At 46.1% G+C, this 26023-nt stretch carries 21 protein-coding genes; 12 read left to right on the top strand and 9 right to left on the bottom strand.

What is annotated here, in order from left to right; genetic code table 11:
- Positions 1-31: 31 nt before the first annotated feature.
- The 5 genes from ACX0G9_RS05925 (at position 32) to ACX0G9_RS05905 (ending at position 7889) form a co-directional block, all read left to right on the top strand.
- Positions 32-1141, top strand: coding sequence for an efflux RND transporter periplasmic adaptor subunit (locus ACX0G9_RS05925; RefSeq protein ID WP_459063944.1), 1110 nt, complete (start codon positions 32-34; stop codon positions 1139-1141).
- Positions 1142-1244: 103 nt separating this feature from the next.
- Positions 1245-2168, top strand: a complete 924-nt coding sequence (locus ACX0G9_RS05920; RefSeq protein WP_459063943.1) for a DUF2279 domain-containing protein — start codon at positions 1245-1247, stop codon at positions 2166-2168.
- 264 nt (positions 2169-2432) lie between these two features.
- Complete coding sequence (locus tag ACX0G9_RS05915; RefSeq protein ID WP_459063942.1) at positions 2433-5624, top strand: efflux RND transporter permease subunit; 3192 nt, start codon at positions 2433-2435, stop codon at positions 5622-5624.
- 103 nt (positions 5625-5727) lie between these two features.
- Positions 5728-6258 carry a DUF7935 family protein gene (locus ACX0G9_RS05910; protein ID WP_459063941.1) on the top strand — a complete coding sequence of 177 codons (531 nt, stop codon included), beginning with the start codon at positions 5728-5730 and terminating at the stop codon, positions 6256-6258.
- A gap of 74 nt (positions 6259-6332) precedes the next feature.
- On the top strand, positions 6333-7889 hold the full coding sequence (locus ACX0G9_RS05905) for an acyl-CoA mutase large subunit family protein (RefSeq protein WP_459063940.1): 1557 nt from the start codon (positions 6333-6335) through the stop codon (positions 7887-7889).
- 2 nt (positions 7890-7891) lie between these two features.
- Here ACX0G9_RS05905 and ACX0G9_RS05900 read toward each other — a convergent pair whose 3' ends face one another.
- Positions 7892-8818, bottom strand: a complete 927-nt coding sequence (locus ACX0G9_RS05900) for a hypothetical protein (RefSeq protein WP_459063939.1) — start codon at positions 8816-8818, stop codon at positions 7892-7894.
- A 294-nt stretch (positions 8819-9112) separates the two neighbouring features.
- Between ACX0G9_RS05900 and ACX0G9_RS05895 the strand changes: the two genes are divergently transcribed.
- A complete protein-coding gene (locus ACX0G9_RS05895) occupies positions 9113-9550 on the top strand; it encodes a hypothetical protein (RefSeq protein WP_459063938.1) in 438 nt (145 codons plus the stop codon).
- Positions 9551-9638: 88 nt separating this feature from the next.
- Here ACX0G9_RS05895 and ACX0G9_RS05890 read toward each other — a convergent pair whose 3' ends face one another.
- Both ACX0G9_RS05890 and ACX0G9_RS05885 read right to left on the bottom strand, forming a co-directional pair.
- A complete protein-coding gene (locus ACX0G9_RS05890; RefSeq protein WP_459063937.1) occupies positions 9639-11315 on the bottom strand; it encodes a glutamine--tRNA ligase/YqeY domain fusion protein in 1677 nt (558 codons plus the stop codon).
- A gap of 76 nt (positions 11316-11391) precedes the next feature.
- A complete protein-coding gene (locus ACX0G9_RS05885) occupies positions 11392-12078 on the bottom strand; it encodes a YggS family pyridoxal phosphate-dependent enzyme (protein WP_459063936.1) in 687 nt (228 codons plus the stop codon).
- A 184-nt stretch (positions 12079-12262) separates the two neighbouring features.
- Between ACX0G9_RS05885 and ACX0G9_RS05880 the strand changes: the two genes are divergently transcribed.
- Complete coding sequence (locus ACX0G9_RS05880; RefSeq protein ID WP_459063935.1) at positions 12263-14608, top strand: TonB-dependent receptor; 2346 nt, start codon at positions 12263-12265, stop codon at positions 14606-14608.
- On the opposite strand, the gene ACX0G9_RS05875 is transcribed toward ACX0G9_RS05880, so the two are convergent.
- Together ACX0G9_RS05875 and ACX0G9_RS05870 are read right to left on the bottom strand one after the other, a co-directional pair.
- The gene (locus ACX0G9_RS05875; protein WP_459063934.1) at positions 14586-15740 is read right to left on the bottom strand and encodes an acyl-CoA dehydrogenase; all 1155 of its coding nucleotides are present in this window, start codon (positions 15738-15740) and stop codon (positions 14586-14588) included. The two genes, ACX0G9_RS05880 and ACX0G9_RS05875, sit on opposite strands and share 23 nt — an antisense overlap.
- A gap of 76 nt (positions 15741-15816) precedes the next feature.
- Positions 15817-16338: a hypothetical protein gene (locus ACX0G9_RS05870; RefSeq protein WP_459063933.1), complete on the bottom strand. Its 522-nt coding sequence runs from the start codon at positions 16336-16338 to the stop codon at positions 15817-15819.
- A 322-nt stretch (positions 16339-16660) separates the two neighbouring features.
- Between ACX0G9_RS05870 and ACX0G9_RS05865 the strand changes: the two genes are divergently transcribed.
- The 3 genes from ACX0G9_RS05865 to ACX0G9_RS05855 all read left to right on the top strand — a co-directional run bounded on the left by ACX0G9_RS05865 (position 16661) and on the right by ACX0G9_RS05855 (position 19786).
- The gene (locus ACX0G9_RS05865; RefSeq protein WP_459063932.1) at positions 16661-18133 is read left to right on the top strand and encodes an arginine deiminase family protein; all 1473 of its coding nucleotides are present in this window, start codon (positions 16661-16663) and stop codon (positions 18131-18133) included.
- Between the two features lie 32 nt (positions 18134-18165).
- The gene (gene ctlX / locus ACX0G9_RS05860) at positions 18166-19086 is read left to right on the top strand and encodes a citrulline utilization hydrolase CtlX (RefSeq protein ID WP_459063931.1); all 921 of its coding nucleotides are present in this window, start codon (positions 18166-18168) and stop codon (positions 19084-19086) included.
- Between the two features lie 79 nt (positions 19087-19165).
- Complete coding sequence (locus tag ACX0G9_RS05855) at positions 19166-19786, top strand: DUF1684 domain-containing protein (RefSeq protein WP_459063930.1); 621 nt, start codon at positions 19166-19168, stop codon at positions 19784-19786.
- Here the strand turns inward: ACX0G9_RS05855 and ACX0G9_RS05850 are convergent.
- Positions 19783-20712, bottom strand: a complete 930-nt coding sequence (locus ACX0G9_RS05850) for a DUF72 domain-containing protein (protein ID WP_459063929.1) — start codon at positions 20710-20712, stop codon at positions 19783-19785. The two genes, ACX0G9_RS05855 and ACX0G9_RS05850, sit on opposite strands and share 4 nt — an antisense overlap.
- A 189-nt stretch (positions 20713-20901) precedes the next feature.
- Between ACX0G9_RS05850 and pfkA the strand changes: the two genes are divergently transcribed.
- Positions 20902-21885 (top strand): 6-phosphofructokinase, encoded by a 984-nt coding sequence (gene pfkA / locus ACX0G9_RS05845; RefSeq protein ID WP_459063928.1) that lies wholly within the window; start codon positions 20902-20904, stop codon positions 21883-21885.
- Between the two features lie 21 nt (positions 21886-21906).
- Positions 21907-23400 (top strand): pyruvate kinase, encoded by a 1494-nt coding sequence (gene pyk, locus ACX0G9_RS05840; protein WP_459063927.1) that lies wholly within the window; start codon positions 21907-21909, stop codon positions 23398-23400.
- Positions 23401-23461: 61 nt separating this feature from the next.
- Here the strand turns inward: pyk and ACX0G9_RS05835 are convergent, their stop codons facing one another.
- Genes ACX0G9_RS05835 through ACX0G9_RS05825 form a run of 3 tightly spaced genes read right to left on the bottom strand, consistent with a single transcriptional unit; the run spans position 23462 to position 25884 of the window.
- Positions 23462-24196 carry a copper homeostasis protein CutC gene (locus ACX0G9_RS05835; protein WP_459063926.1) on the bottom strand — a complete coding sequence of 245 codons (735 nt, stop codon included), beginning with the start codon at positions 24194-24196 and terminating at the stop codon, positions 23462-23464.
- 2 nt (positions 24197-24198) lie between these two features.
- On the bottom strand, positions 24199-25275 hold the full coding sequence (locus tag ACX0G9_RS05830; RefSeq protein WP_459063925.1) for an isoaspartyl peptidase/L-asparaginase family protein: 1077 nt from the start codon (positions 25273-25275) through the stop codon (positions 24199-24201).
- Between the two features lie 36 nt (positions 25276-25311).
- Positions 25312-25884, bottom strand: a complete 573-nt coding sequence (locus ACX0G9_RS05825) for a nuclear transport factor 2 family protein (RefSeq protein WP_459063924.1) — start codon at positions 25882-25884, stop codon at positions 25312-25314.
- Between the last annotated feature and the right edge of the window lie 139 nt (positions 25885-26023).

Below are 26023 nucleotides of genomic sequence, written 5' to 3'. Positions count from 1 at the left end.
CGTCAACGTTTACCGATAATCATACTTTTATATGCGAAATATTTTCAGATCAGGCGGCAGGTTTCTTTGTGTTCTTTTAGCGGGAGCCACCCTTTTTATGCAGGCCTGCGAAACCAAGGAGAAAAAAACGACCGGGGATAAAGACAAATACATCATACCGGATACGGTCATGAACACCTTGCGGATAGACACAGTTAAGACCTCCCAGCTGATGAATGCCATTACACTCACAGGAAAAGTGGGCTCCAATGATGACAACGTCGTCCCTGTAAATGCTTTGGTCAGCGGCAATATTCAGGATATTAAAGTCCTTTTAGGCGATTATGTTAAGGCCGGTCAGGTATTGGGCGTTGTGAAAAGCTCTGAGATGGCCGGATATGGCAATGACCTCATCAATGCCGAATCCAATTTACGGATCGGGGAAAAAAATCTTGAAAAAACCAAGGACATGTTTAAGAGCGGTCTTGCTTCCATGACGGATTCTCTTAGTGCGGAAGTCGCAGTTCAGCAAGCCAGGTCAGAACTTAGCCGGGTAAACAGGGTATTAAAGATCAATGGCGGCAACACACAGGGTGACTTTGTTGTCCGTGCGCCGATCAGCGGATTCATCGTTCAAAAAGCAGCCACGAACAATATGACCATACGCGGAGACAACAACACCAGCCTGTTTACGATTTCAGACCTGAAGAATGTCTGGATCCAGGCCAATGTATATGAATCCAATATCAGTCTCATTCACCTGGGGGATAACGTAGATGTAACTACGCTGGCCTATCCGGGAAAAGTTTTTAAGGGAAAAATCGACAAAGTGATGAATGTCCTGGACCCCGCCAGCAAGGTAATGAAACTGCGGGTCGTGCTCCCTAACCCGGACTATGTGCTGAAACCGGAAATGTATGCCAGTATCACCGTCAACAATAAAGAGAACCGTCAATGTCTGAGCATTCCTTCCCAGGCATTGATCTTCGACCACAGTCAATATTATGTCCTCGTATTTAATAGCAAGGCTGACGTAAGGATTACCCCGGTGCAGGTGATCAATACGGTTGGCGAACGGACATTCCTGGCAGGCGGCGTGAACGATGGGGATAAAGTCATTTCCTCCCAGGCCATTCTAATCTATGATGCCCTCAACAGTTAACCAGGGCAGGGCTTGGCCAGGGCTTACCGTAAGGTGGATACGAGACACAAGGGGCTATCGATGAAAAGATGTAATTTTTTTCTTACTTTTATCCCTAAGCCGTATGCAAGTAAAAAAATGCTACCTGTCATTGCTCGCCCTCTGTCTCCTTTTCCGGACCGTATCCGTATCGGCCCAGGAATTTTTCAGACCTTCCCCTACCTACAATAAAGGGCGGGTGACAGGAACCATCATTGTGGAATCGGCTATCGGAGTAGCCATAACCTTTGGACTTAATTATATATGGTATAAAAAATTTCCACACAGCCAATTTCATTATTTTAACGATAACAATGAATGGCTGAGTATGGACAAGGTCGGACATGCCACGACCGCTTACAATATCGCGGCCATCCAGAGCGATGTGTTGCGTTGGGGAGGCGTCAAACCGGGTACCGCTGCCGCGATCGGCACCCTGACGGCGCTGGGATTCATGACCATGATAGAAATCATGGACGGGCATTCAGACAAATGGGGGTTTTCCAAAGGAGATATGGTTGCCAATTTAGCCGGCTGCTTTTTATTCGGAGGTCAGCAATTGCTTTGGGGCGAACAACGTATGGGGCTTAAATTTTCTTACCACGGTTCGATATTTCCTCAATATCATCCCGGAGAACTGGGCCGGAATCTGCCTCAACGTATGTTAAAGGATTATAACGGGCAGACCTATTGGTTCTCTGTCAATATAGCTTCCTTTCTTCCGGCGTCCGGTAATTTCCCAAAATGGCTGAACCTGTCGGCCGGCTATGGAGCGGAAGGCATGATCGGTGCAACAACCAACCCCAAGATTATAGATGGACGGAGGGTCCCTGATTTTAAACGGTACCGGCAGTTCTATCTTTCTTTCGATACCGATCTTTACCGGCTTGATGGCCTGACCCCGCTGGAAGCCACTTTATTAAAAGTAAACCGGACCCTGAAAATGCCGGCTCCGACCTTGGAATGGAATAAAGTGGAAGGATTAAAAGGGCATTTATTCTATTATTAATATAGAAATTCGACTCTTCTTTCTACTTTTAAACACTCTAATCCAAGGCCCAAAGACCGCCACTGGCGGGCTGCCTGGAAGGGCCATCATTTGTTAATGGAATTTGATTGGGGGTACTTTTATACACCCCCAATCAAATTCCATTAACATGGTATTAACCCTACATTCCATTAACATTGTGCTCTGAATAACAGGGCATTACCGTTGAATAAACCTCCCCGTTACCAAGACCTATAAATCACAATTGACCCAAAATATCAGGTAATGAACAAAGTGCTTAAAGGAATACTGGCTTTCTCTCTGAAGAACCAGTATTTTATTTTCTTTGCAACAGCTCTTTTAGCCGTTTATGGTTTTTTTACCTTTAGGAATATGCCAATAGAGGCATTTCCGGATGTCACCAATACGGAAATCACCATTATCACGCAATGGCCGGGAAGAAGTGCCGAGGAAGTGGAGAAGTTCGTAACTATCCCCATTGAATTGGCGATGAATCCGGTACAGAAAAAAACAAGTCTCCGCTCTACCAGTATTTTTGGTCTTTCTGTAGTGAAACCGATCTTCGATGATGATGTTGCGGATATGTTTGCCCGCATACAGGTCAATAACCTGCTACCCAATGCCAGTCTTCCCGATAATATTTCCCCTCAGGTACAGCCCCCTACCGGACCGACAGGAGAAGTATTCCGGTATACGCTGGAGAGTACATTCCGCGATCCGAGAGAATTAAAAACCTTACAGGACTGGGTAGTCGACAGGGAACTTCGTTCGGTGCCGGGCATAGCCGATATCGTAAGTTTCGGCGGGATGGTAAAGACGTATGAGATCAGGGCCAATCCGCAGATCCTGGCCAATCTGGGGATTACGCCCCTCGATGTTTATACTGCCGTCAGTAAAAGTAATATCAATATCGGCGGGGATTTCATTAAAAAGAATTCTCAGGCATATGTAGTGAGGGGCATTGGGCTTTTAAACGATATCAATGAAATAAAGAACATCATTGTTCAGAACAATAATGGTATTCCTATCCTGGTCAAAGACCTGGCTGATGTGGAGATTTCCAATATGCCCCGTATGGGTGAGGTGGGAAGGACAGATGCCATAGACACATCCGGGCATCGCAGACTTCGTAATAACCCCGATGCCGTGGAAGGAATCGTATTGATGCGGAAAGGTGAGAACCCCGATGCAGTTATCCGCGTTTTAAAGGAAGAGGTACAGAAACTGAATGAAAGAATTTTACCGGCAGATACCAAGATCGTTCCTTTCTACAACAGGGAAGACCTGATCAAATACGCCACCCATACGGTACTTCATAACCTTGTGGAAGGGATCCTCCTGGTTACACTGGTCGTTTCGCTTTTTATGTTCAACTGGAGAACCACCCTGATCGTTTCCATTATCATTCCATTATCCTTGCTTTTCTCCTTCATTTGCCTCAACCTGATGCATATGTCGGCCAATCTGCTTTCCCTGGGCGCTATAGACTTCGGGATCATTATCGATGGAGCGGTTGTTATGGTGGAAGGATTGTTTGTAATGCTGGACCTGAAGGCCAAAGAGATCGGTATGGAACGTTTTAACAGGCTGTCCAAGCTGGGGATGATCAAGAAAAAAGGAGCCCAGTTGGGTAAGGCTATCTTTTTCACCAAACTGATCATCATTACGGCGCTTTTACCCATTTTCTCTTTTCAGAAAGTGGAAGGTAAATTATTCTCCCCGCTGGCCTATACGCTTGGATTTGCCTTATTGGGAGCCTTGATCTTCACTCTTACCCTGGTACCGGTCATGGTCAATGTACTGCTGCGAAAGAATGTTCAGGAGAAACATAATCCTTTTGTACATTTTGTGACGCGGATGATCATGCAGGGATTCCGGTTTGTCTTCCATCATAAAAAATCGTCGATCATCATTGCGTCCCTGGTAGTGGTTGCCGGCTTATATTCTTTTAAATTCCTGGGATCTGAGTTCCTTCCGGAGCTTAATGAAGGTTCTATATGGGTACGTGCTACCCTCCCCTATAGTATTTCTTTGGATACTTCCATGGCAAAGGCCGAACAAATGCGGGGGATCATGATGAAATTCCCCCAGGTACGCAGGGTCATGTCCCAGACCGGCAGGCCGGATGACGGGACCGATGTCGCCGGTTTTTACAACAACGAGTTCGGAGTAAACCTATACCCGGAAGAAGAATGGAACCCGAAGATCTCCAAGGAAGACCTGATAGCCAATATGAGTAAGGAATTATCCATTATTCCCGGGGCCGAACTCAATTTCTCCCAGCCCATTATGGATAATGTGGAAGAAGCTGTCTCCGGTGTAAAAGGATCTATTTGCGTAAAGATATATGGGGATTCCCTCAACTACATGGAAGAACAATCCGAAAAAGTCCACAATATATTAAAAACCGTTTCAGGGATCGAAGACCTGGGCGTTATTAAGAATATTGGACAACCGGAATTGGATATAGACCTGGATCAAAGTAAAATGGCCCTGTACGGGGTTTCTGCAGCCGATGCCAATGACGTCATTGAAATGGCCATTGGAGGAAAAGCCGTCAGCCAGTTATACGAGGGCGTCCGGAGATTTGACATCCGGATTCGTTTCCCGGAGCAATTCAGACAGACGGAAGGAGATATCGGTAACCTGCTCGTACCCACCCAGAGCGGCTCAAAAGTACCTATTCATGAGATCGCGGCTATTACCCAAAAGACAGGCCCCTGCCTGATCTTCCGTGACGATAACCGGCGTTACACCGCGATTAAATTTTCTGTACGCGGCCGGGATATGGGTAGCACCATTGCGGAGGCACAGGAAAAAGTCGATGCAAAAGTGCAGCTTAAAAGAGGCTATTCGATGGTATGGCAGGGGGATTTCGAGAATCAGCAACGGGCTTCCAAAAGATTGACGGAGGTCGTACCGATTAGTTTATTGCTCATCTTTTTGCTTCTTTTCGTAATGTTCGGAAACCTCAAGGATGCCGGACTGGTTTTCCTCAATGTTCCTTTTGCCGTCGTGGGCGGCGTACTTTCGCTGTTGATCACCGGAACGAATTTCAGTATTTCCGCCGGAATCGGGTTTATTGCCCTTTTCGGGATCTGTATCCTGGAAGGCGTATTGCTGATCTCGGCATTCAAACATAATCTGGAGCGAATCAAAGGCGATGACAGCCCTCTCTATACTTCCATAAAGATCGGCGTCCATGAACTGATCCGCCCGGTATTAATGACGGCCCTGATGGCAACGATCGGCCTTTTGCCTGCCGCCATATCCACGGGGATAGGTTCTGAAAGCTCCAGGCCATTGGCAAGGGTGGTTATAGGAGGCTTATGCCTGGCAACGGTATTTTGCCTGCTGATCTTTCCACTGGTTTTTTTCTGGGCCTATAAAAAGGTGGATACCAAACACCAGGGAGAGATTGATAAAAACAATACTACAGGAATAGGTCCATCTTAAATGCAAAAGCCGGGTCTGGCAAAATTAATAACAAAATCGGATATTAAATAAAACAGGTTAGTCCTACGTTCTTTAATTTTGCCCACGATAAAATCTATCATTCATGGCTATTTCTACCTTTGAGCTCGTTATTGCAATTATTATAGCCGCCCTGCTGGCCGGTACCCTGGCCTATTTATTCCTGAAACAACGGAAGGAGTCCAAAAAAGAAGAAACCAAACCGGCAGCCGACCCTTCTTCCGGGATAAATTCCCGCCAGCTGCAATTACAGGCCTATGAGCGCCTCATCCTGCTCACTGACCGTATTGCCTTACCTAATCTTATCAGCCGGGTGAACCAGCCCGGCCTGAGCGCAAGAGAAATGCAATCCCTCCTTACTCAGAGCATCCGCCAGGAATTCGAGCACAATATTACCCAACAGATCTACGTATCCGCAGAAGCATGGGATGCTATCCGGAATTTTAAGGAACAAAACCTGCTTATCGTTAACCAGGTAGCCTCTTTCTTGCCCCAGGAGGCAACCGGTCTGGATCTGAACAAAAATTTACTGGACCTGCTTATGCAAAGCCCCAAGGCGTCCCTTCAGAATGTCGTGTCCGAAGCCCTTAGCTTTGAAGCAAAGAAACTTATGTAGATTTGGTCTGCGGACCTTCGGTCTGGGTTGTTTGCGGTAAGGGTAATAAAAAGGTTGCTCCACAATATTGCTCCATGGAAAAAAAAATAGTAACGGATAGCGGGATTGAGATTAAAGAGGTATATACTTCAGCGGACCTTCCTTCCCGGGAGGAAGATCTTCCCGGCGAATTCCCCTATACCAGAGGGGTGCAGGCCGATATGTACCGGGGCAAATTGTGGACGATGCGCCAGTATGCCGGTTTCAGTACGGCCGAAGAGAGTAATAAACGTTATCATTATTTATTAAGCCAGGGGGTCATGGGATTAAGCGTCGCTTTCGACCTGCCGACGCAAATAGGTTATGACAGCGACCATGCGCTGGCGGAAGGCGAAGTGGGCAAAACCGGGGTGGCCATCGATTCCATCGAAGATATGCAAACCCTGTTCAAGGGTATCAGGCTGGAAGACGTCACCACATCAATGACCATTAATGCCACAGGTTATATTTTACTCGCTCTTTATACGGCTATTGCCAAAAAACAGGGTGCTGACCTTAAAAAAATTTCCGGTACCATTCAGAACGATATACTTAAAGAATATGCGGCAAGGGGTACCTATATCTATCCTCCCAAGCCCTCCATGCGTATTATTACCGACATTTTTGAATGGTGCGGTAAAGAATTGCCCAAGTGGAATACCATTTCTATATCAGGATATCATATCCGCGAAGCAGGCAGCACGGCCGTCCAGGAGATAGCATTTACGCTGAGTAATGGAAAAGCTTACGTTCAGGCGGCCAAGGAGAAAGGCCTGGATATAAATAAGTTTGGCAAACGTCTCTCCTTCTTTTTCAACGCGCATAATAATCTTTTTGAAGAAGTGGCAAAATTCCGTGCCGCACGCAAGATGTGGGCGGTTATGATGAAGGACCTGGGGGCAACCGATCCGAAAGCCATGATGCTTCGTTTCCATACCCAGACAGGGGGAAGTACCCTAACCGCACAGCAGCCCCAAAACAATATTACCCGGGTAACCCTGCAAACGCTTGCGGCTGTATTGGGGGGTACACAATCCCTTCATACCAACGGCTATGATGAAGCGCTGAGTCTGCCTACGGAAGAGGCTGCCAGGATTGCCCTGCGGACGCAACAGATCGTAGCCTTTGAAAGCGGTGCGCCTGAAACGGCCGATCCCCTGGCAGGGAGCTATTTTGTGGAGGCGCTTACCAGGGAGGTCGAAGAGGAAGCCTGGAAACTGATACGGCGTATCGATGACATGGGCGGAAGCGTGAGCGCTATCGAACAAGGGTTTATCCAGGATGAAATTGCCCGCAGTGCCTACGAATACCAACGCCAGATCGAAACAGGCGAGAAAATCATTGTGGGCGTAAATAAATTTCAGGTAACAGAAAAAGACTCAATCCCCGGTTTCAGGATCGACGATTCCATCCGTCAGGTACAAACGGAAAAATTAGCCTCCCTCAGAAACAGAAGGGATCCTGCAAAATGTGATTCAATTCTTCAGGATCTTAATGATAAGGCGGCTTCAGGAGAAAACATCATGCCTGTCGTACTCGAGGCCGTCGAGAACAATTGCACCCTGGGAGAGATTGCCGATACGTTAAGAGAAATTTTTGGGGAATATAAGTAACCCTATTCCTGTTCCAACAGAACGGGAATTGGAATCTCTTTTTCTTCCCGCAGAGACCGGTCCAGTTCATTATAGATATTCATCAATAAGCCGCTGTTATTTTGCAGCTTAAGTGTCAGGTCCCGGGTTTTATCTTTTTCCGATTCCAGCAGGTCTTGCAATTCCTGAACCGATGTCATCAATTGCCCTGTTTTGGCCGTTTGTTCCTTCAAATCGTTTACCTGTATTTTTATTATGTCCCTTTCACGTTGCAAACCGGTTATCTCTTCCTGTAAACCATTTAATTGGGCCAGCAATTCCCCTATCCTGCTTTTATCTTCCCTTCCCTGGTATTCAACCAGATGATAATTCTTTATCCTTTGTTCCAACTGATTTTGCAGGAAGTCGATCTGGATGTCCTTTTCTGCAATAAGATCCTGAACCGATGCCAATTCGCTGATACGCTCCCTTAGCATCCTGTTTTCTTCTTTTGTATCTGTACCAGGTTCATTTTTATTAACTGCGTTTTTCGCCTCTTCCATGCCCTCTTCTTCTTCTGAAACAGATAATACCGAGGCAGATTTTTTTCCCTCTTCAAGGGCCTCCTTCAATTCAAGGACTTTTTTTTCCGATTCCTTTAGTTTCTCCTTCAGTTGCTCTACCCTGGAATCCGCCTGCTCCTGGTATTGTTCATACTTATTTTTCATCCAAAGCAGCCCCTGGTATGGAGTTGCTGCTTCCTCTTTAAACGAATAATCATCATCCACCAGAACCTGGTCGGTGTTGGCCAGGGCCAGTGGCAACTCATTTTCTCCACCTTCTCTTCTTTTCCTCCGATAATGGATATAAGTGGTGATTAAGGCCGTAATAACGAACATAGGAATAAAGATCCAAACCAGAATTTGAAGAAATTGCCCGAACTCATAAAGCGTAACTGTCGACAGGTACATAGTGTAGAATTTTAAGTAAAAGTCCTACCATATTGATAATTAATGTTTTATATTAAAAAAAGAAAATGCAAAGGCTTAGAGATCCTTTAAGGGAGGGGTTATCCTATAAAGCAAGAATAATACCAATTCACACTAAAAAAAGAACCATTGACCGAAACCACCTCTTTCAAACGCCCATCCGCGTAAAAGCAAATTCATTTTGATCATTTTTGCACAAATTTGGTACGGATAACCTGGTCATAAAAAGACCTTAAGGTTAGAAGACTTCTTATTTAAAAATTAAAACCGAATATCATGAAAGGAAAATGGATGAGCCTCTATAAAAAATTGCTCTTCTGCGCAGTCCTGGGCATTGCCTTATGTTCATCAAACGTTTTATTTGCCCAGGGTGGTGAAAGAGGGGGTGGCGGAGGAAGAGGAGACACCGCAGCTATGAGGAAACGGCAGGAGGAAATGTTGCAACAGGTAAAGACCGACCTTAAACTGACCGATACACAGACCGATTCCGTATCCTCTATTCAAAAAGAATTCCAGGGTAAAATGCGGGCCATATTTATAGACGAATCGGTGAGCCGGGAGGATAAAAGGGCTAAAATGGAGCCTTTGAATGATGAGCGGAACAAACGTTTACAAGCTGCATTAGGCGATGATCTTTTTAAAAAATACCAGGCCTGGGTGCAGGAGCACCGCCCCCAAAGAGGTGGCGGAGGCGGAGGAGGCAGAATTAACTAAGTGGTGAACTGCACGTTAAAGGAAAAGGAGGTATTTGCCTCCTTTCCTTTTTAACTCATTTTAAGGATTATACGAATATCTTTTTCTATCAGCCCTTTTTCTGTTCTTTCGCCCAGGTATCCTTCAGGGACACCGTACGGTTGAAAACCATTTTGTCTTCCGAACTGTCCTTATCCAGGCAAAAATATCCTTTGCGCAGAAATTGATACCTTTCTTTAAAGGAGACCTTTCTCAAGGCAGGTTCCGCAAAAGCGGCAGAAACCACCTGTAAAGAATCCGGATTTATATATTCCTTAAAATCGCCCTCTTCGTTAGATGGATTCTCCACCTTGAACAAACGATCGTATAACCTCACTTCCGTAGTAATGGCATGTCGTATGCTGACCCAATGAATAGTAGCCTGTACCTTAATATTAGCCTGGTCTCCACCGCTCTTGCTGCCAGGCAGATAAGAACACCGGAGTTCGCTGATATTCCCCAGATCATCTTTAATGACTTCATCACATTGAATGATATAGGCGCTTTTTAATCTGACCTTTCCCCCTGGAGCCAGCCGAAAGAATTTTTTGGGAGGATTCTCCATAAAATCTTCCCTTTCTATATATAATTCCCGGCTGAAAGGGATTTCTCTATGGCCTGATTCAGGATCTTCCGGGTTATTCTCGCTGGTAAGCACTTCCTCCTGTTCCGGATAATTCGTCAACACAATCTTCAGTGGCTCAAAAACAACCATTCTCCGCGGCGCAATTCGGTTCAGTTGTTCCCGGATACAGAATTCAAGCAGGGATACGTCAATCAGGTTTTCTCTTTTCTGTACACCAATCTTATCGGCAAATACCCGGATACTCTCCGGCGTATAGCCCCGGCGACGCAGCCCGGAGATTGTCGGCATCCTGGGGTCGTCCCATCCCGTTACCTGCTTTTCCTTTACCAGTTCCAGTAATTTCCGCTTGCTCATCACGGTAAAGGTGAGGTTCAAACGGGCGAACTCATATTGATGAGAGGGGAAAATGTCCAGTTTTTCAATGAACCAATCATACAAGGGGCGATGGGGGATAAATTCCAGGGTACAGACGGAATGGGTAATATTTTCTATCGAATCGCTCTGCCCATGGGCGAAGTCATACATCGGGTAAATACACCATTTGTCGCCGGTGCGATGGTGGTGGGCATGTTTGATCCGGTACATGATAGGGTCACGCATATGCATATTCGGTGAACCCAGGTCGATCTTTGCCCTGAGCACCTTTGCCCCGTCAGGATATTTTCCTTCCTTCATTTCTGCAAATAACCGTTCATTCTCTTCCTTGCTTCGGTTACGGTAAGGGCTTTCTTTCCCGGGCTCGGTCGGCGTACCTTTTAAGGAGGCGATCTCGTCCGGAGTACTGTCATCCACATAAGCCAGGCCTTTACGGATAAGATTTACAGCAAACTGATAGATCTGTTCAAAATAATCGGATGCGTATAACTCATTGGCCCATTCAAAACCCAGCCAACGAATATCCTCCTTGATACTGTCCACATATTCGGTTTCCTCGGTCACGGGATTGGTATCGTCAAAACGGAGATTCGTCTTTCCGCCATATTTCAAGGCCAGGCCAAAATTGAGAAATATTGATTTGGAATGACCAATATGCAGGTACCCATTGGGCTCAGGGGGGAACCGGGTAAGTATGGTCTTGTATTTTCCGGATTGCAGATCCTCTTCAACGATTTCTTCCAGGAAATTCAGGGATTTCTCTTCTTCTTTTTTGATTTCTGTCATAAATTTCGATTCCGCAGACCTTGGCCGCATTTTATAATAGGCGAATTTACAGCATGTAATGGAGGTTACCAAAGGCTCAGCCCCTGCCGCCGAAAAGAAGACTGCCGATCCTGACCAGGCTGCTTCCTTCCTCTATGGCAATCTTATAGTCCCCGCTCATGCCCATGGAGAGAATGGCAGAGGGTTGGAAATATTTGTCGAACAAAGTCTTCAATCCCTTTAATTCTTCTCTTACTTTCGCAGGGTCGTCTGTAAAAGAAGCCATCCCCATAAGGCCGAGAATTTTTACATTTTTTAATGAATTCCCGGCTTTCCCACCAGCCTCCATCCCGACTGACCCACTCCATATCCCCTCCATCATCAGGTCATCCAGTTCCTTTGCGTCAAAACCGAATTTCGTATCCTCCCTGGCGATATGAACCTGTAACAGGCAATTGATCACCCGGCTGTTCCGGCCACCCTGTTTGTCAATTTCACGGAGTAATTTTAAGCTGTCCACCCCATGAATAAGGTAGACAAATGGCGCAATATATTTCACTTTATTGGACTGAAGATGCCCAATAAAATGCCAACGAATATCCATTGGTAACTGACTTTGTTTGTCCACCAGTTCCTGTACATAATTCTCTCCGAAGTCCCGCTGCCCCTGATCGTAAAGAGCCACGATATCTTCCACCGGTTTGGTCTTGGATACGGCTACCAGCTGTACACTGATCCCCAGCTCCTCCCTGATTTCCCGGTACTTTTCCTTATTTACGGACATTTGAATTATGGTTTGAACGCGAAGATACTTACACAGGCGGTATTTAGCGCTATGGCCGTCCCGCCAAATAGGGTTAATTTTGCACCGGTTAACAGCTTTCATCATGTAGAAAAATATACCCTTGAACCCGACAACCTGGAAACACTTCACATTCGCATTATTCTATATACAGTCTTTTTCCGGAATGGCACAGTCAGGAGCCGGACGCCAAACAATTACAGGAAAGATCATCGACGCGGCAACCCAACGGCCAATTCAATCTGCCACGGTCAGCCTGCTGGGGAAAGACTCTATTGTCCTGGCAGGCGCAAGCTCCGAAATGGATGGCAGTTTCCATATGGGCAACATTCCGGATGGTCATACCTTGTTCAGAGTGAGCATAGTAGGTTATCAACCCGTTTACAGGGTAATCCCAGCAGGCCAGAAAAACCTCATTAATGTTGGGGTCATAAGGGTGAAGCCTCTTGCGGCACAATTACAAACCGTCGTGGTAGTTGGGGAAAAAGCAGCATTCCGGACCGAAATCGATAAGAAAGTATTTAATGTGGACCGGAGCCTGGCCTCGAAAGGAGGAACAGCAGCAGATGCGCTCCGGCAGGTGCCCACGCTGAGCATCGATGCCACCGGGCAGGTCACCCTTCGTAATGGAGCCCCCGTTATCCTGGTTGATGGCAAAAGAACAACGCTTACGCTGGATCAGATCCCTTCCGACCAGATCCAGAGCGTGGAGGTTATTCCCAATCCTTCGGCAAGATATGATGCACAAGGAAATAATGGCATCGTGAATATCGTCATGAAGAAGAACCGGAAGCCTGGTATGAATGGCTCAGTTACCGGTGTATGGAATTCTCTTCATGAGCTATATGGTTTCCTAAATACGAATGTCTATCAGAACCGTTGGAATTTCACGCTGAATTATATGGCCCATCGTCATCGCTCTGTCTCGAACACCAGCAGCCGTCTCGATAATCTTAAGGATAACACCTCTCTATTACAGAATGGAAGGGCCGTTACAACAGGCCCTTTCCAGAAAATCAGGGCAGGCGCTGACTTTTTTATGGACCAGCACAATACCTTTAGTCTTTCCTCGGATGTTGGCTTCGGCAAACATCCAACAACAGGTGAACAGGCGGCAGAATATTTGAATGCGGTGGGTGGTGTCGATTCCGGCAGTAACCGGAAGACGACAGAAGGTGACGTATTCACCTTTACCCATACCGAATTCGAATATACCCACGCATTTAAAAAACAGGGAGCGAAATGGACGACCAGCGGAGCCCTGGAAACTTATCATGGTAAATTCGAAGGGTCCTACACGATGCAGTATCTAAATAAAGCCGGAGCAGAAACCGGCCTTCCTTACCTGCAGCAATATGGAGGTGGCGCAAATGCCAGTACCCTTACCTGGCAGTCCGACTTCACAGAATCCTTGCGGGAAGGAAAGGCCCGCCTGGAGGCTGGTGTGAAAGCCATCCTTCATAACAATCACAGCCGGAATAATTTTCTCGACTATGATCATTCTCTGAATCAGTATACCGTTAACGGCCTGGCCAGCTATGATTACAGCTATGCCGATAATACCTATGCCGCTTATGGCAGTTATAATGATCATATCGGGAGTAAATTCACCTATATGGCCGGTCTCCGGGTGGAACAATTTGATTATACGGGCACGATCCACGACAACCATACACAATTTTCCTTCCATAATACGGGCATATACCCCAGCCTGTTCCTGACGCAGAAAGCGGGCGACAACGGCGAATTCCACCTGAACTATTCCCGGCGCGTAAACCGCCCCCAATGGTGGCAGATCACACCATGGACCAACTATTCCAATCCGCAGAATCCACAGGCAGGCAATCCGAAGATCCAGTCAGAAAATACGAACCTTGGAGAACTCGCTTACAATAACTCCCGGGGAAGCACGACCCTGAATGCTACTATATACGTGAAGAATACCCTTAGCCCGATCATTTCTTATAATATTCCGCTATCCAATGACACACTCCTGAGCACTTTCAGAAATGCCAATAGCACCAATACCTATGGATCGGAAATTATTGTAAAAATACCTGTGTTGAAATGGTGGAGCGCTACCACCAATCTTAATTTCTTTCAGACTGCTATCAATGCGGATAACCTCGCGAAAGGGCTCTCCAATTCCGGCTTCAGCTGGTTCGCTAAACTGAATTCGGAAATGAAGCTGGCCGAAATTTACACTTTCCAGTTAACCGGCAACTATAATGCACCGAACATCATCGCCCAGGGGAAAATAATGGCTTCCGGGGGGGTGGATGCGGCCATTAAACGGGATTTCCTGAAGAATAAGACAGGTACGCTGGTCCTTAGTGTTTCCGATATCTTTAATACACAACAATACAAGGTCATGACCGGGTCATCGAGCAGCTTCATTCAATATGCTGTCACCAAACCGCAGACACGGGTATTTAAAATTAATTTTACCTATTCGTTCGGTAAAGAAAAAAACGGAGAGCTTAAGAAAGCTACTTCAATATCGACCGACTGATCACCATACGCTGGACCTCGCTGGTGCCTTCATAGATCTGGGTGATCTTGGCATCCCGCATCATCCTTTCCACATGATATTCTTTGACAAATCCATACCCGCCATGGATCTGAACGGCTTCGGTCGCCGTCCACATGGCGGTTTCAGAGGCAAAGACTTTCGCCATGGAAGAACTAAGCGTAAAATCCAGGTCATTATCCTTTTCCCAGGCTGCACGCAGGCATAAAAGGCGGGAAGCCTCGATACGGGTGGCCATATCCGCCAATTTGAACTGGATAGCCTGGTGATGCATGATCTCCTTACCAAAGGCCTTCCTTTCCTTGGAATATTTCAACGCCAGTTCATAAGCCCCGCTGGCTATTCCCAATGCCTGCGATGCAATCCCAATACGACCGCCTGCCAGGGTTTTCATGGCGAATTTAAAGCCGAACCCTTCGGCCCCGATCCTGTTCTCCCTGGGTACTATGACATCGTTAAACAATATGCTGTGCGTGTCGCTGCCGCGTATCCCCAGTTTATTTTCTTTGGCTCCTACTACAACCCCGGGAGAATTCTTTTCAACGATAAAGGCATTGATTCCATGACTTCCTTTGGCGGGGTCAGTTTGCGCGATAACCAGGTAAACTGAAGCGGAATTTCCATTGGTGATCCAGTTTTTGGTTCCGTTCAGCAAATAATGATCCCCTTTATCTTCCGCTGTCGTCTGTTGAGAACTGGCATCACTGCCTGCCTCCGGTTCGCTTAACAGGAAAGCGCCAATATAAAGCCCGCCATCCTTTCTTCCCTGTGCCAACGGAGTGAGATATTTTTGTTTTTGGGCTTCATTTCCGAATTTGTCCAGGCCCCAGCATACCAGGCTATTGTTAACGCTCATACATACGCTGACGCTGGCGTCTATCTTACTTACTTCCTCCATGGCGAGCACGTAGCTGACCGTATCCATGCCGGCGCCTCCGTATTGAGGGTCGACCATCATACCCATAAAACCCAATTCGGCCAGTTTTAATACCTGTTCATGGGGGAACCGCTGGTGTTCATCCCTTTCTATTACTCCGGGCAGGCAATCGTTCTGTGCAAAATCCCGGGCCGCTTTCTGTATCATCAAATGTTCTTCTGATAATTGAAAATGCATAAGGACAAAAATTTTATGGCCTCAAAAGTAACAGAAAGTTGTTTAGCAAACTAACAGTTGGTAGTTTTTTTCCGCATTAGTTATTCCCCGTAATGGACTGCCCGTCTTTTCCATCCAGTAATCCGATAACAGTCTTGAAAATAACGATGAACAGACCCGCCTCTTCTTCGGTAAAATTGCTGGCTTGTTCATCCCCATCCCCGCCTTCGCTGTAAATAATGGCAGCGGCAAATTGTAATAAAAAGGGCTGGCAAAAGGAATCCATTATGGTCATGGCATCCGTTTCGTCAAAACCATCATGGAAAACTTCTTCCATTTCATCGAACTCCTTATGAAAAGCCTTTTCAAATTCTCCTTCCGTAATTACAGGAATTCCCGGCTGGATTTCACGGAAACCAAGCAGGATAATCGTCAGTATATAGGCTACATCCTCCCTGGCATCGGGTTCATCCAACTCCCTGCTCTCCCCCAGTACATAACCCACCAGGGCAGGCTGTTCTTTGGAAAAAGCCTCCCACACAGATTCGACCTGAGCCTCCTCCATTTCCTGGATAGCGTTATTGATATTATCGATCATTTTTTCCGTAATAAGTTGCATCCCTGGTAATTTTCTTCAAACCTACGCCAAAAATCGTAAAAATTCCCTCCTTTGCGGTTGCCACGCAAATCCTTATATTTGCCCCGAACGAACTCCGTTCGTTCGAGCGACTTTAAGAGAATGCTTCCTTCTATGAGTATGCAGGCAAACCATAGTACATTGACCCCCAGGAGCAGATCAACCCAATCTTTGCTTCCTTCCAATTTTTATGTTCCCGACTAGCGTTTTTCAATTTGTCCCGATCCGGTTCTGATTAATCCGTTTCAAAAAGAGGACGATTTCATTTTTCATCTAACTATTCTAATAAGCATAATTCTTATTTATGGCCAGGCATCCATCACCAAAAGCACAAGTATCGGTATCCTCAGAAATCGGCAGGTTACGCCGTCTCCTGGTCCACAGTCCGGATAGCGGATTGGGCAAAGTTGTACCCTCCAAAGCCCAGGACTGGCTCTTCGAAGATATCGTCCACCTGGAAACCATCCGGAGAAAAGAATATGACTTTTACACAAAAATATTGTTGTATTTCCTGGATCCGGAAAAGATCAAAGGGAAATTAGCCGGAATCGACGATGAAAAGAGCAAACGCAGGTTTTACAAACCCGGAGACGATCTTTTTTTCCGGTCTGATAAGGTAGTCGAATTACAATGGCTGCTGGCCGATATCCTTGGTGATCATGAGATCAAGATCAAACTGGTAGCTTCTGTCTGCGCGATAGAGACCTGCTCTTATGATACCCAAAAGGAATTACAGGAATTATCCCCCGTTCAACTGGCCAAGACCTTTATTAGCGGTACGATGAATGATGAGGATAACGAGGATGAAAAGATGCTTTTCGCTCCTATTCCTAATTTTATCTTTACCCGTGACATTGGCATTGTCATCAACAATTATGTGTTACTTAACAAGCCTGCCAAAAAAGCCCGTACCCGCGAAGCCCTGCTGGCAAAATATATTTTCTTCAACCACCCGCTTTTTACCGACTACCAGGACAGGATCATAGAATTAGCGGATACCCATCATCATTTTTTATTGCCCAGGGAGGGCGATGACAAAAAAGTCACGCTGGAAGGCGGAGACGTCATGGTCGTGAACAAAGATCACCTGCTCATAGGGGTTAGCGAACGCACTTCCCTGGAAGCAGCCTATCAGGCCATTAAGGTATTGTTTGAAAAAAATATCGTTAAAAAGATCACGATTGTCCGGATCCCCAAAAAAAGGGACTATATGCATATCGATACCATCTTTACCCAGGTCAAACGTAATGTCTGGGTTATGCTGGGAACTTTTTCCCGGAAAGCCATGAAACATGAGGACAATGATGCCGTTCAGCGCATCCTGGATGGCAGCAAAAAAGAGGATAAACTCCGGATCATCCAGTTCCGGAAAAAGGATCCGGCCAACCCCGAGTATTTTGACAATCTGGAAGATCTCCTTACCGATATCAGTAAGAACGACCTGGGCTGCACCGAAAAAACAAAATTCATTTATTCCGGCAATAATGAGTTCCCATTCGACGCCCGTGAGCAATGGACGGATTCCTGTAACCTGCTGGCACTGAAAGAAGGTGTCGTATTGGGATATGACCGGAATGACAAGACCATGGAAGCTTTTAAAGCAAATGGTTTTTCGGTGATCCATGCCCACGAATTGATCGAAAAGATGGAGAGCGGCCATATTAGTCCTGATGACATGGAAAATACCCTGATCCTGATGCCATCGGCAGAATTGTCCAGAGCACGGGGTGGGTTTCATTGTATGAGTATGCCACTGCTCAGGGACGAAATCGAATAGAGGAAACAGCGTATTAAAAAAAAAATGGTAAAATGCAAACCACTTCCCATTTGTTAATGATCCGGCCCGTAAATTTTGGATTCAATGCGGAGACGGCTGTGAATAATGCATTTCAAATCGAAGCCCCCGATGACGGACTGCAGGAAAAAGCGTTAAAGGAATTCGATGCGTTTGTAAAGGTTCTCCGTGAAAATAAAGTAGAGGTCACGGTTATCGAAGATACCCGTGAACCCTATACGCCGGATTCCCTATTCCCCAATAACTGGGTATCCTTCCACCAGGACGGGACCATTTGCCTTTACCCGATGTTCGCCCTGAACAGGAGACTTGAACGTAAGCCTGGTGTCCTGAAGGAAATAGGCAAAAAATTCATTTCCCTAAAGACAATCGATCTCAGTTCCTGGGAAGCTCAGGGACTTTTTCTGGAAGGGACAGGAAGTATGGTCCTGGACAGGGACAACAAAATAGCTTATGCCTGTCTTTCCCCAAGAACGGAAAGCAGGGTATTGCAGGATTTCTGTGAAAAGATGAACTATATACCGGAGACTTTCAAGGCAACAGATGCGGAGGGAAGATCCATATATCACACCAATGTCATGATGTGCGTAGCGGATAAATACATAGTGATCTGTCTGGATTCCCTGACTGTCATAGCAGAAAGAAAGCATGTCCTCTCCACCATCGGAAATTCCGGGAAACAATGCATCGAAATCACCCTGGACCAAATGAACCATTTTGCAGGGAATATGCTGCAGGTCCATAACACTGCCCATGAAAAATTGCTGGTCATGTCAACCCGTGCGTATGATTCTCTTACCACTTCACAAAAAGACCTGCTTGGCTCTTTCAACAGGATCATTCATTCACCGCTTACCACTATTGAAAACCAGGGAGGAGGAAGTGCCCGGTGTATGATGGCGGAAATACACCTGCCTGAGACCGAACCATGTTGATATTACATCGATGCCTCAAAAACAATGACCTTGATCCGGATATCCGGACAATAAAACCAAACCTGTAATAAGCATTAATATGAAATTTTCCTTACTCATTTTGTCCTTTTTATGTTCAACCCTGGTCGGCCTGACCCAGGATATTACCAACACAGGGAATGTAAAAATGTATACCGATTCCCTGATAGCATTTCGTACAAATTACATTAACACACATGACGTGGTTAAAACAGAGGGGGATAAAAAGTTATTGGCCTTTTTCCCTATCGATCCATCCTACGTGATAAAATGCCAGTTTGAAAAAATCGATAAGGCAGACTGGTTTCCGATGAATTCATCCGGTTCCGTTAAAAGGCTGCATCGCAGGTACGGCAAACTGACCTTTACCCTCCGGGATACCAGCCTTCAGTTGTATGTTTACCAATCTCAGGGATTGATGCAAACTGCCGAATACAAAGACTATCTGTTCATTCCTTTTTCCGATCAATCCAGCGGAGAAGAGACTTATGGGGCAGGGCGATATCTGGATTATACGATCAATGACATTCATGACGGAACCTTATTGTTGGATTTTAATAAAGCGTATAATCCCAGCTGCGCTTACGCCACCGGATATAATTGCCCCATTCCGCCCAAAGAGAATGACTTGCCGGTATCGATAAGGGCAGGTGAAAAAAATTATGGCAAAAAGGTTCATTAGAACAAGGTCAGGTTACCTCCGGCGGTATTGTTATACAATTTCGGCGGCTTCAGATCCAGCCCGCATTTTTTATTGAATTGTTCTGTTGCATAACGGCATAATTCCGGGGCATTCAATTCATCATGGCTATGAAGAAAAAAATAGATTTCGCGTAATCCATTTTCTATCCAGGTATTAATACGGTCTGCCCAGGCTTCTATCCGGATAAGATCTGTGGGATGCAGGTTATTGGCGACAAACCGGATAAAAGCCACCGGAGCTGTCAATTTCATATGCAGGCAATCCCGTCTTCCGGAAGTATCCGTGATCACTGTTCCGACCCCTGATTCCCGCAGCATTTCCCAGGTATCAGGTACACCATCCCTTCCTGCAAACCATTCTTCATGCCGAAGTTCGACACAGGTTTTAAAATCACGGGGGAGCTGCCGTACAAAGTCCTGCAGGATGACCGCCCGGTTTGGGCCAAAGGAATCCGATAATTGCAGAAAGGAAGGTCCGAGCGTTGATCCAAAACTTTGGATATGATCGATAAAAAGTTCGGTTTCCCTTTCGACATTTTTTAATTGCCGGATGTGACTGATCGTATTGGTGAATTTCGGGCAGAACCGGAAATCATCCTTCGTCAGGGAAGCCCACCGTTCGATCACCTCCCTTGGTTGCAGATTGTAGAACAAGGCATTTAATTCGATGCTGTTGAATTGCCTGACATAATGCGCCAAAAAATCCTTTTCTTTTGTTCCTTTTGGATATACTTTACCAATCCATTCCTTATTTCCCCAACGGGTGCAGCCAATATATACTTTGGCGGGCTCCTTATTGTCCTTTACGAGCCCTTTCAGTAAATCGACGGTCAGCCGGTTATCGGGAGGAAGTGAGAAGTCTATATTTTCGATTTGAGCTATATGTTCCACCCTGCCAAAATCCATTGGTTAATTTTAAGTTATGGAAAGTAATGTCTTTACGTAAATTATACAACATACGATTCTTATTGGTTGCCGATTCAATCCAAATGCTTATTTTTGGGACTTCTTTTGGCTTAAGGTAGATATTTTTCAATAAAACCTGCCATTGGTTAAAGCTTTTTTAAACATTAAATCATTAGAACAGCATTTTTGATGGAAAACAAAGTCACCAAAATTGGCGTACTCACTTCCGGGGGTGATGCTCCGGGAATGAATGCAGCCATCCGTGCCGTTGTTCGTACCGGTATTTATAATGGACTGGAGGTGTTTGGAATTATGCGGGGATATAGCGGAATGATCGAGAACGACATCGTACCCATGCATTCGAGAAGTGTAGCGAATATCATTCAACGGGGAGGAACCATTCTCAAAACAGCCCGTTGCAAGGAGTTTTTTGAACATGAAGGACGGAAAAAAGCCTATAACAACCTGAAGAACCTGGGCATCAATGGCCTGGTCATCATCGGGGGAGACGGGTCTTTCCGGGGTGCCCATAAAATTTCCCAGGAATTCGATATCCCCTGCATAGGTTTACCAGGAACGATCGATAAGGACATTGCCGGTACAGATTTTACCATTGGTTTTGATACGGCCGTGAATACGGCTGTTGAAGCGATCGACAAGATCCGCGATACGGCCGATGCGCACGATCGTCTTTTTATCATCGAAGTTATGGGTCGGGATGCAGGTTATATTGCCCTGCATAGCGGAATAGCTACCGGGGCGGAGAATATCCTCATCCCAGAGCGCAAAACAGATATCGAAGAGCTGGTAAGTTCACTGCTGGAAAAAGAACGCCGCAAAAAATTAGTGAACCTGGTCGTCGTAGCGGAAGGGGATAATTTCGGCGGAGCCGCTGATGTGGCCAAAGTGATAAAAGAGCGTTTGCCGATGGCCGATACAAGGGTTTGTGTCCTGGGACATATTCAACGGGGAGGTTCTCCAAGTTGTATGGACCGCCTGATCGCCAGCCGTATGGGGTATTCGGCAGTAGAATGCCTGCTGGAAGGCCGTCACAATGTGATGGTAGGGATCGTGAACAACAAAATGCATTTTACTCCCCTGGAGAAAGCTGTAAAAGCCAAACAAAAGATCAGCGACGAATGGTTAAAAATCGTCAAAATATTAGCTTCGTAAAAAAAACAAACCCATTGTTCCATGTCAAAGAATTTATCGAAATATCTGTATCAGCAAATGGATAAAGAGGCTGGCCTTCAGCATACTTTTCATAAAACGAAGATAGTCGCGACTGTTGGACCCGCTTGTGATACCTATGAGAAACTGCTTGAATTGGTAAAGGCCGGCGTAAATGTTTTCCGGCTGAACTTTTCCCATGGTGATCATGAGGGCAAGGCAAAGATCATCGAACATATCCGCAATATCAATATTGCTGAACCGTATAACATTTCCATCTTAGGAGATCTTCAGGGCCCTAAGCTGCGTGTAGGAGATATCAAGGACGGCGCGCTGACCATTGCACCCGGCGATATACTCACCTTTACTTCAAAAGAAAAGGTGATCGGTACCATGGAGAAGATCTATGTCTCTTATCCCAACCTTCATCACGACGTACAGGTAGGCAATAAGATCTTAATTGACGATGGCAAACTGGAAGTGGTAGTCGTGAATATAACTCCTGAAGGCGATGTAAAAGTAGCCGTCACTTATGGCGGGGTGTTGTTACCCAAAAAAGGAGTCAATTTACCGGATACCAAGATATCCCTGCCATCCATGACCGAAAAAGATATTATCGACCTGGCCTTTATCATTGACCAGGAGTTGGACTGGGTGGCTTTATCTTTTGTCCGGAAGGTGGAAGATATTGTTGATCTTAAACGTCGCCTGGCGGAAAAGAACAGCCAGACCAAGGTGATCGCGAAAATTGAGATGCCTTCCGCATTGGAAGACCTGCGGAATATTGTAAACGAATCCGATGGGGTAATGGTGGCAAGGGGTGATCTGGGCGTTGAATTACCGGTGGAAAAGGTGCCCATGGCGCAGCGTGAGATCATCCGCAAATGTATCCACCGCGGCAAACCCGTGATCGTAGCCACGCAGATGATGGAAAGTATGATTGACCGGGTGAAACCCAACCGCAGCGAGATCACCGATGTAGCCAATGCCGTGCTGGAAGGCACCGATGCCGTTATGCTCAGTGCAGAAACAGCCACCGGGCAACATCCGGCCCTCGTCGTGGAAACTATGCGCAAAATCATCCTGGAAGTAGAACGTACTGAATATCGGTATAACCGGGAGGAAGACCTGATACCTCAGCCCCACTCCCCTTCCTTTCTTAGTGAAGCCATTTGCTATAATGCGTGTAAATTAGCCACGGATACCAATGCGGATGCATTGATCGGCATGACCCAGAGTGGGTATACGGCTTTTGTGATGTCAAGCTATCGCCCCAAATCGCCGCTGTATATTTTCTCCAAGGAAAAAGGCCTGATCAATCAATTGAGCCTGAGCTGGGGGGTAAGAGCATTTCATTATTCGGAAGAAGAAAGTATGGATGATATTATCCAGGACCAGCACGCTATCCTGAAAGAAAGAGGTTTCCTGAAAACCGGGGATGTCGTAGTAAACACAGGCAGTCTGCCTGTGGAAAATCATCTTCCGACGAATATGTTAAAGATTACCGTAGTAGAGTAGTTACGGCAGTAGGATAACGGTAGTTGAATAACGGCAATTGAATAGTAGAGTAGTAGAGCGATTAGCTGACTGTAGCGGCTAATCGCTCTAAAATTAGTTCTATCTCCTTTTGGTCGGCCATGACCACGGATTGTTCTTCTTTCATCGAAACATTTTTGAATTCCATTGCGCTGGCTTTCCGGATACGTGCAGAAGTATGAAACTCCCCGGCATCCGTCTTTTTTACCAACTCATCGATATTGGCTGATCTTACCCCTGAGCCCGGCATGATCTGAATACGTTCATCTGCCTGTCTTACCAGTTCATTGATCATTGCCGCCCCTTCTATAGCCGTCGGCCGCTGGCCGGAAGTGAGAATGCGCTCGCATCCGATACTGATGATATCTTCCATAGCCTCAAAAGGATTGACCGCCCAATCGAAAGCCCGGTGAAAAGTTACACCCAGGGGATACGCCGATTCCACCAGGCGACTGCATCGTTCTCTATCGATTGTTCCATCAGTATTCAATATACCGATCACGATCCCGTCACAACCTGTCTGTTTACAAAACGCCACTTCTTTCAGCATCACTTCGAATTCCTCCTTCGTGTAAAGAAAATCTCCTCCGCGGGGCCGGATGATCGGGTACAATTGGATATCCAGTTTTTCCCGGGCGATGGTTATGACCCCTGCAGCGGGGGTAGTCCCGCCTTCTTCGGGGCTGGCACAAAGTTCCACCCGGTGAGCGCCCGTCTGTTGGGCGACGATCGCCGAAGAGAGGTTAAAACAACATATTTCCAGTTTATAGTTCATCATTTTTAATACCAGCTTTTTACCTGTACCATTTTTTCTTCTTTATTTGAACGTAAGGCATAACTGAACCCTTTTTGTATGGCAAAAGAACCGGTTTCGCCTTTTTTATTCAGCGCAATGAAGGCCACCTGTATTTCCTTCGCTTTTTCACCTTTGATACGGATGATCCTTTCCACGGCCTGTTTGCAGGCCTGTTCGGGAGAAAGGCCATGTCTCATGCCTTCTACCACGGCATGAGATCCGCAAATACGGATGACGTCTTCCCCCTGCCCCGTTGCTGTTACAGCTCCTACTTCATTATCCACGAACAAACCTGCTCCAATGATGGGAGAATCGCCCAGTCTGCCCCTCATTTTAAAACCCATGCCGCTGGTTGTACAACTGCCGCTTAGATTTCCGGCAGCATCCATAGCCACCATTCCTATCGTATCGTGGTTCCACTCCCCGCCTGCCAATTGCGCAGGCGCAAATGGCCCATGTCCACCCTTTGTACCCCTGGAATTTTCGATATTGATGACAGGTTTGTATTCGGATTTTTTCAACCATTCTTCATAAGCATGTCTTGCATCATCGGACAGTTTCTGTTCTTCTAGTGGAAATCCTTCCGCTACGGCGAATTTCTGGGCTCCGCTCCCAACCAGCATAACATGCGGTGTTTTTTCCATTACCTTTCTGGCAACAGAGATCGGGTGTTTGATCCGTTCCAGAAAACCTACACTCCCGCAATTACCTTTTTCATCCATGATACAGGCATCGAGGGTGACAATGCCATCCCGGTCAGGATTGGCTCCCAGGCCTACACAACAGTTGAGAGAGGCTTCAGTCACCATAACACCTGCCTCCACGGCGTCCAATGCTCTTCCTTTATTACTTAGTATCTCCCAGGCCCCTTTATTAGCCGCCAAACCAGCATCCCAGGTAGAGATCACAATGGGCTCTCCCAATGTAGCTGCAGGTTCTCCTGCCCTTTGCGGATCATTGAATGAATCGTTACCCTTTCCTGCGGTTGCTTTTTTTCCTAAGAATAACAAGCTTAGCGCATTCAACACAGAAACCTGCAGAAATTTTCGACGATCGGACATATTGAATAGTTTTTTTGTAAAAATAAGGGACGTTCTTCAGGATGCCTTTGCGGCCATAAATTTTTCCAGGCCCTTTCTGGCCTTTCCCCTGATCTTATTCTGCAGGAAGGGACTCCATCCCAACAAGATCCCGGGTGTTCCCAATGCCTGCCGGCTCCATTTCCAAAGATCGAATCTATCCTGATGTTCGGAGATCCTACCGTCCCGGAAAGCAAATAACGCTTTCCCCTTATTAACAACTTTCCGCCCCGTCTGGGAAAAAGTATAGGTAGCTGTCCAGGTACAGGAACCATAATCGTCTTCCGATTTTATATCACCATATATCATCTCCATTTCTTTTGCACTTTTTAGCAGCATCTCCCACATCGCTCTTACCTCCTTTCCTTCCAGGTTCTCAAAGACCGGGTCGTAGAAAACAATATCCTCATGATAACAATCCAGCATTCCTTTCCAATCCAATCTGTTAAAACAGGAATAAAACTGCGCTATTAGCTTTTCTGCACTTCGACCTGACCACTGGTCAGGATCTTGTTCGTATGGGCTTCGCCCGAAACTTTCGTCCCCTTCCCTCGAAGGGAACTCAGTTTCGCTTCGCTCGTTTACATTCATAAAAAACTACTCCTTTATTTAACTTTCTTTGATTAAATTGGGATGAGCGACTAAAATTAACCTGTAATCGGCAACTAACAATGCAGAGTTTTCGGCAAGTATGAATGCAGCGTTTTCGGCAACAATGGTACAGGATTTT

This window comes from Flavitalea flava (assembly GCF_054461575.1).
This window is presented reverse-complemented; position numbering and strand designations above follow the sequence as displayed.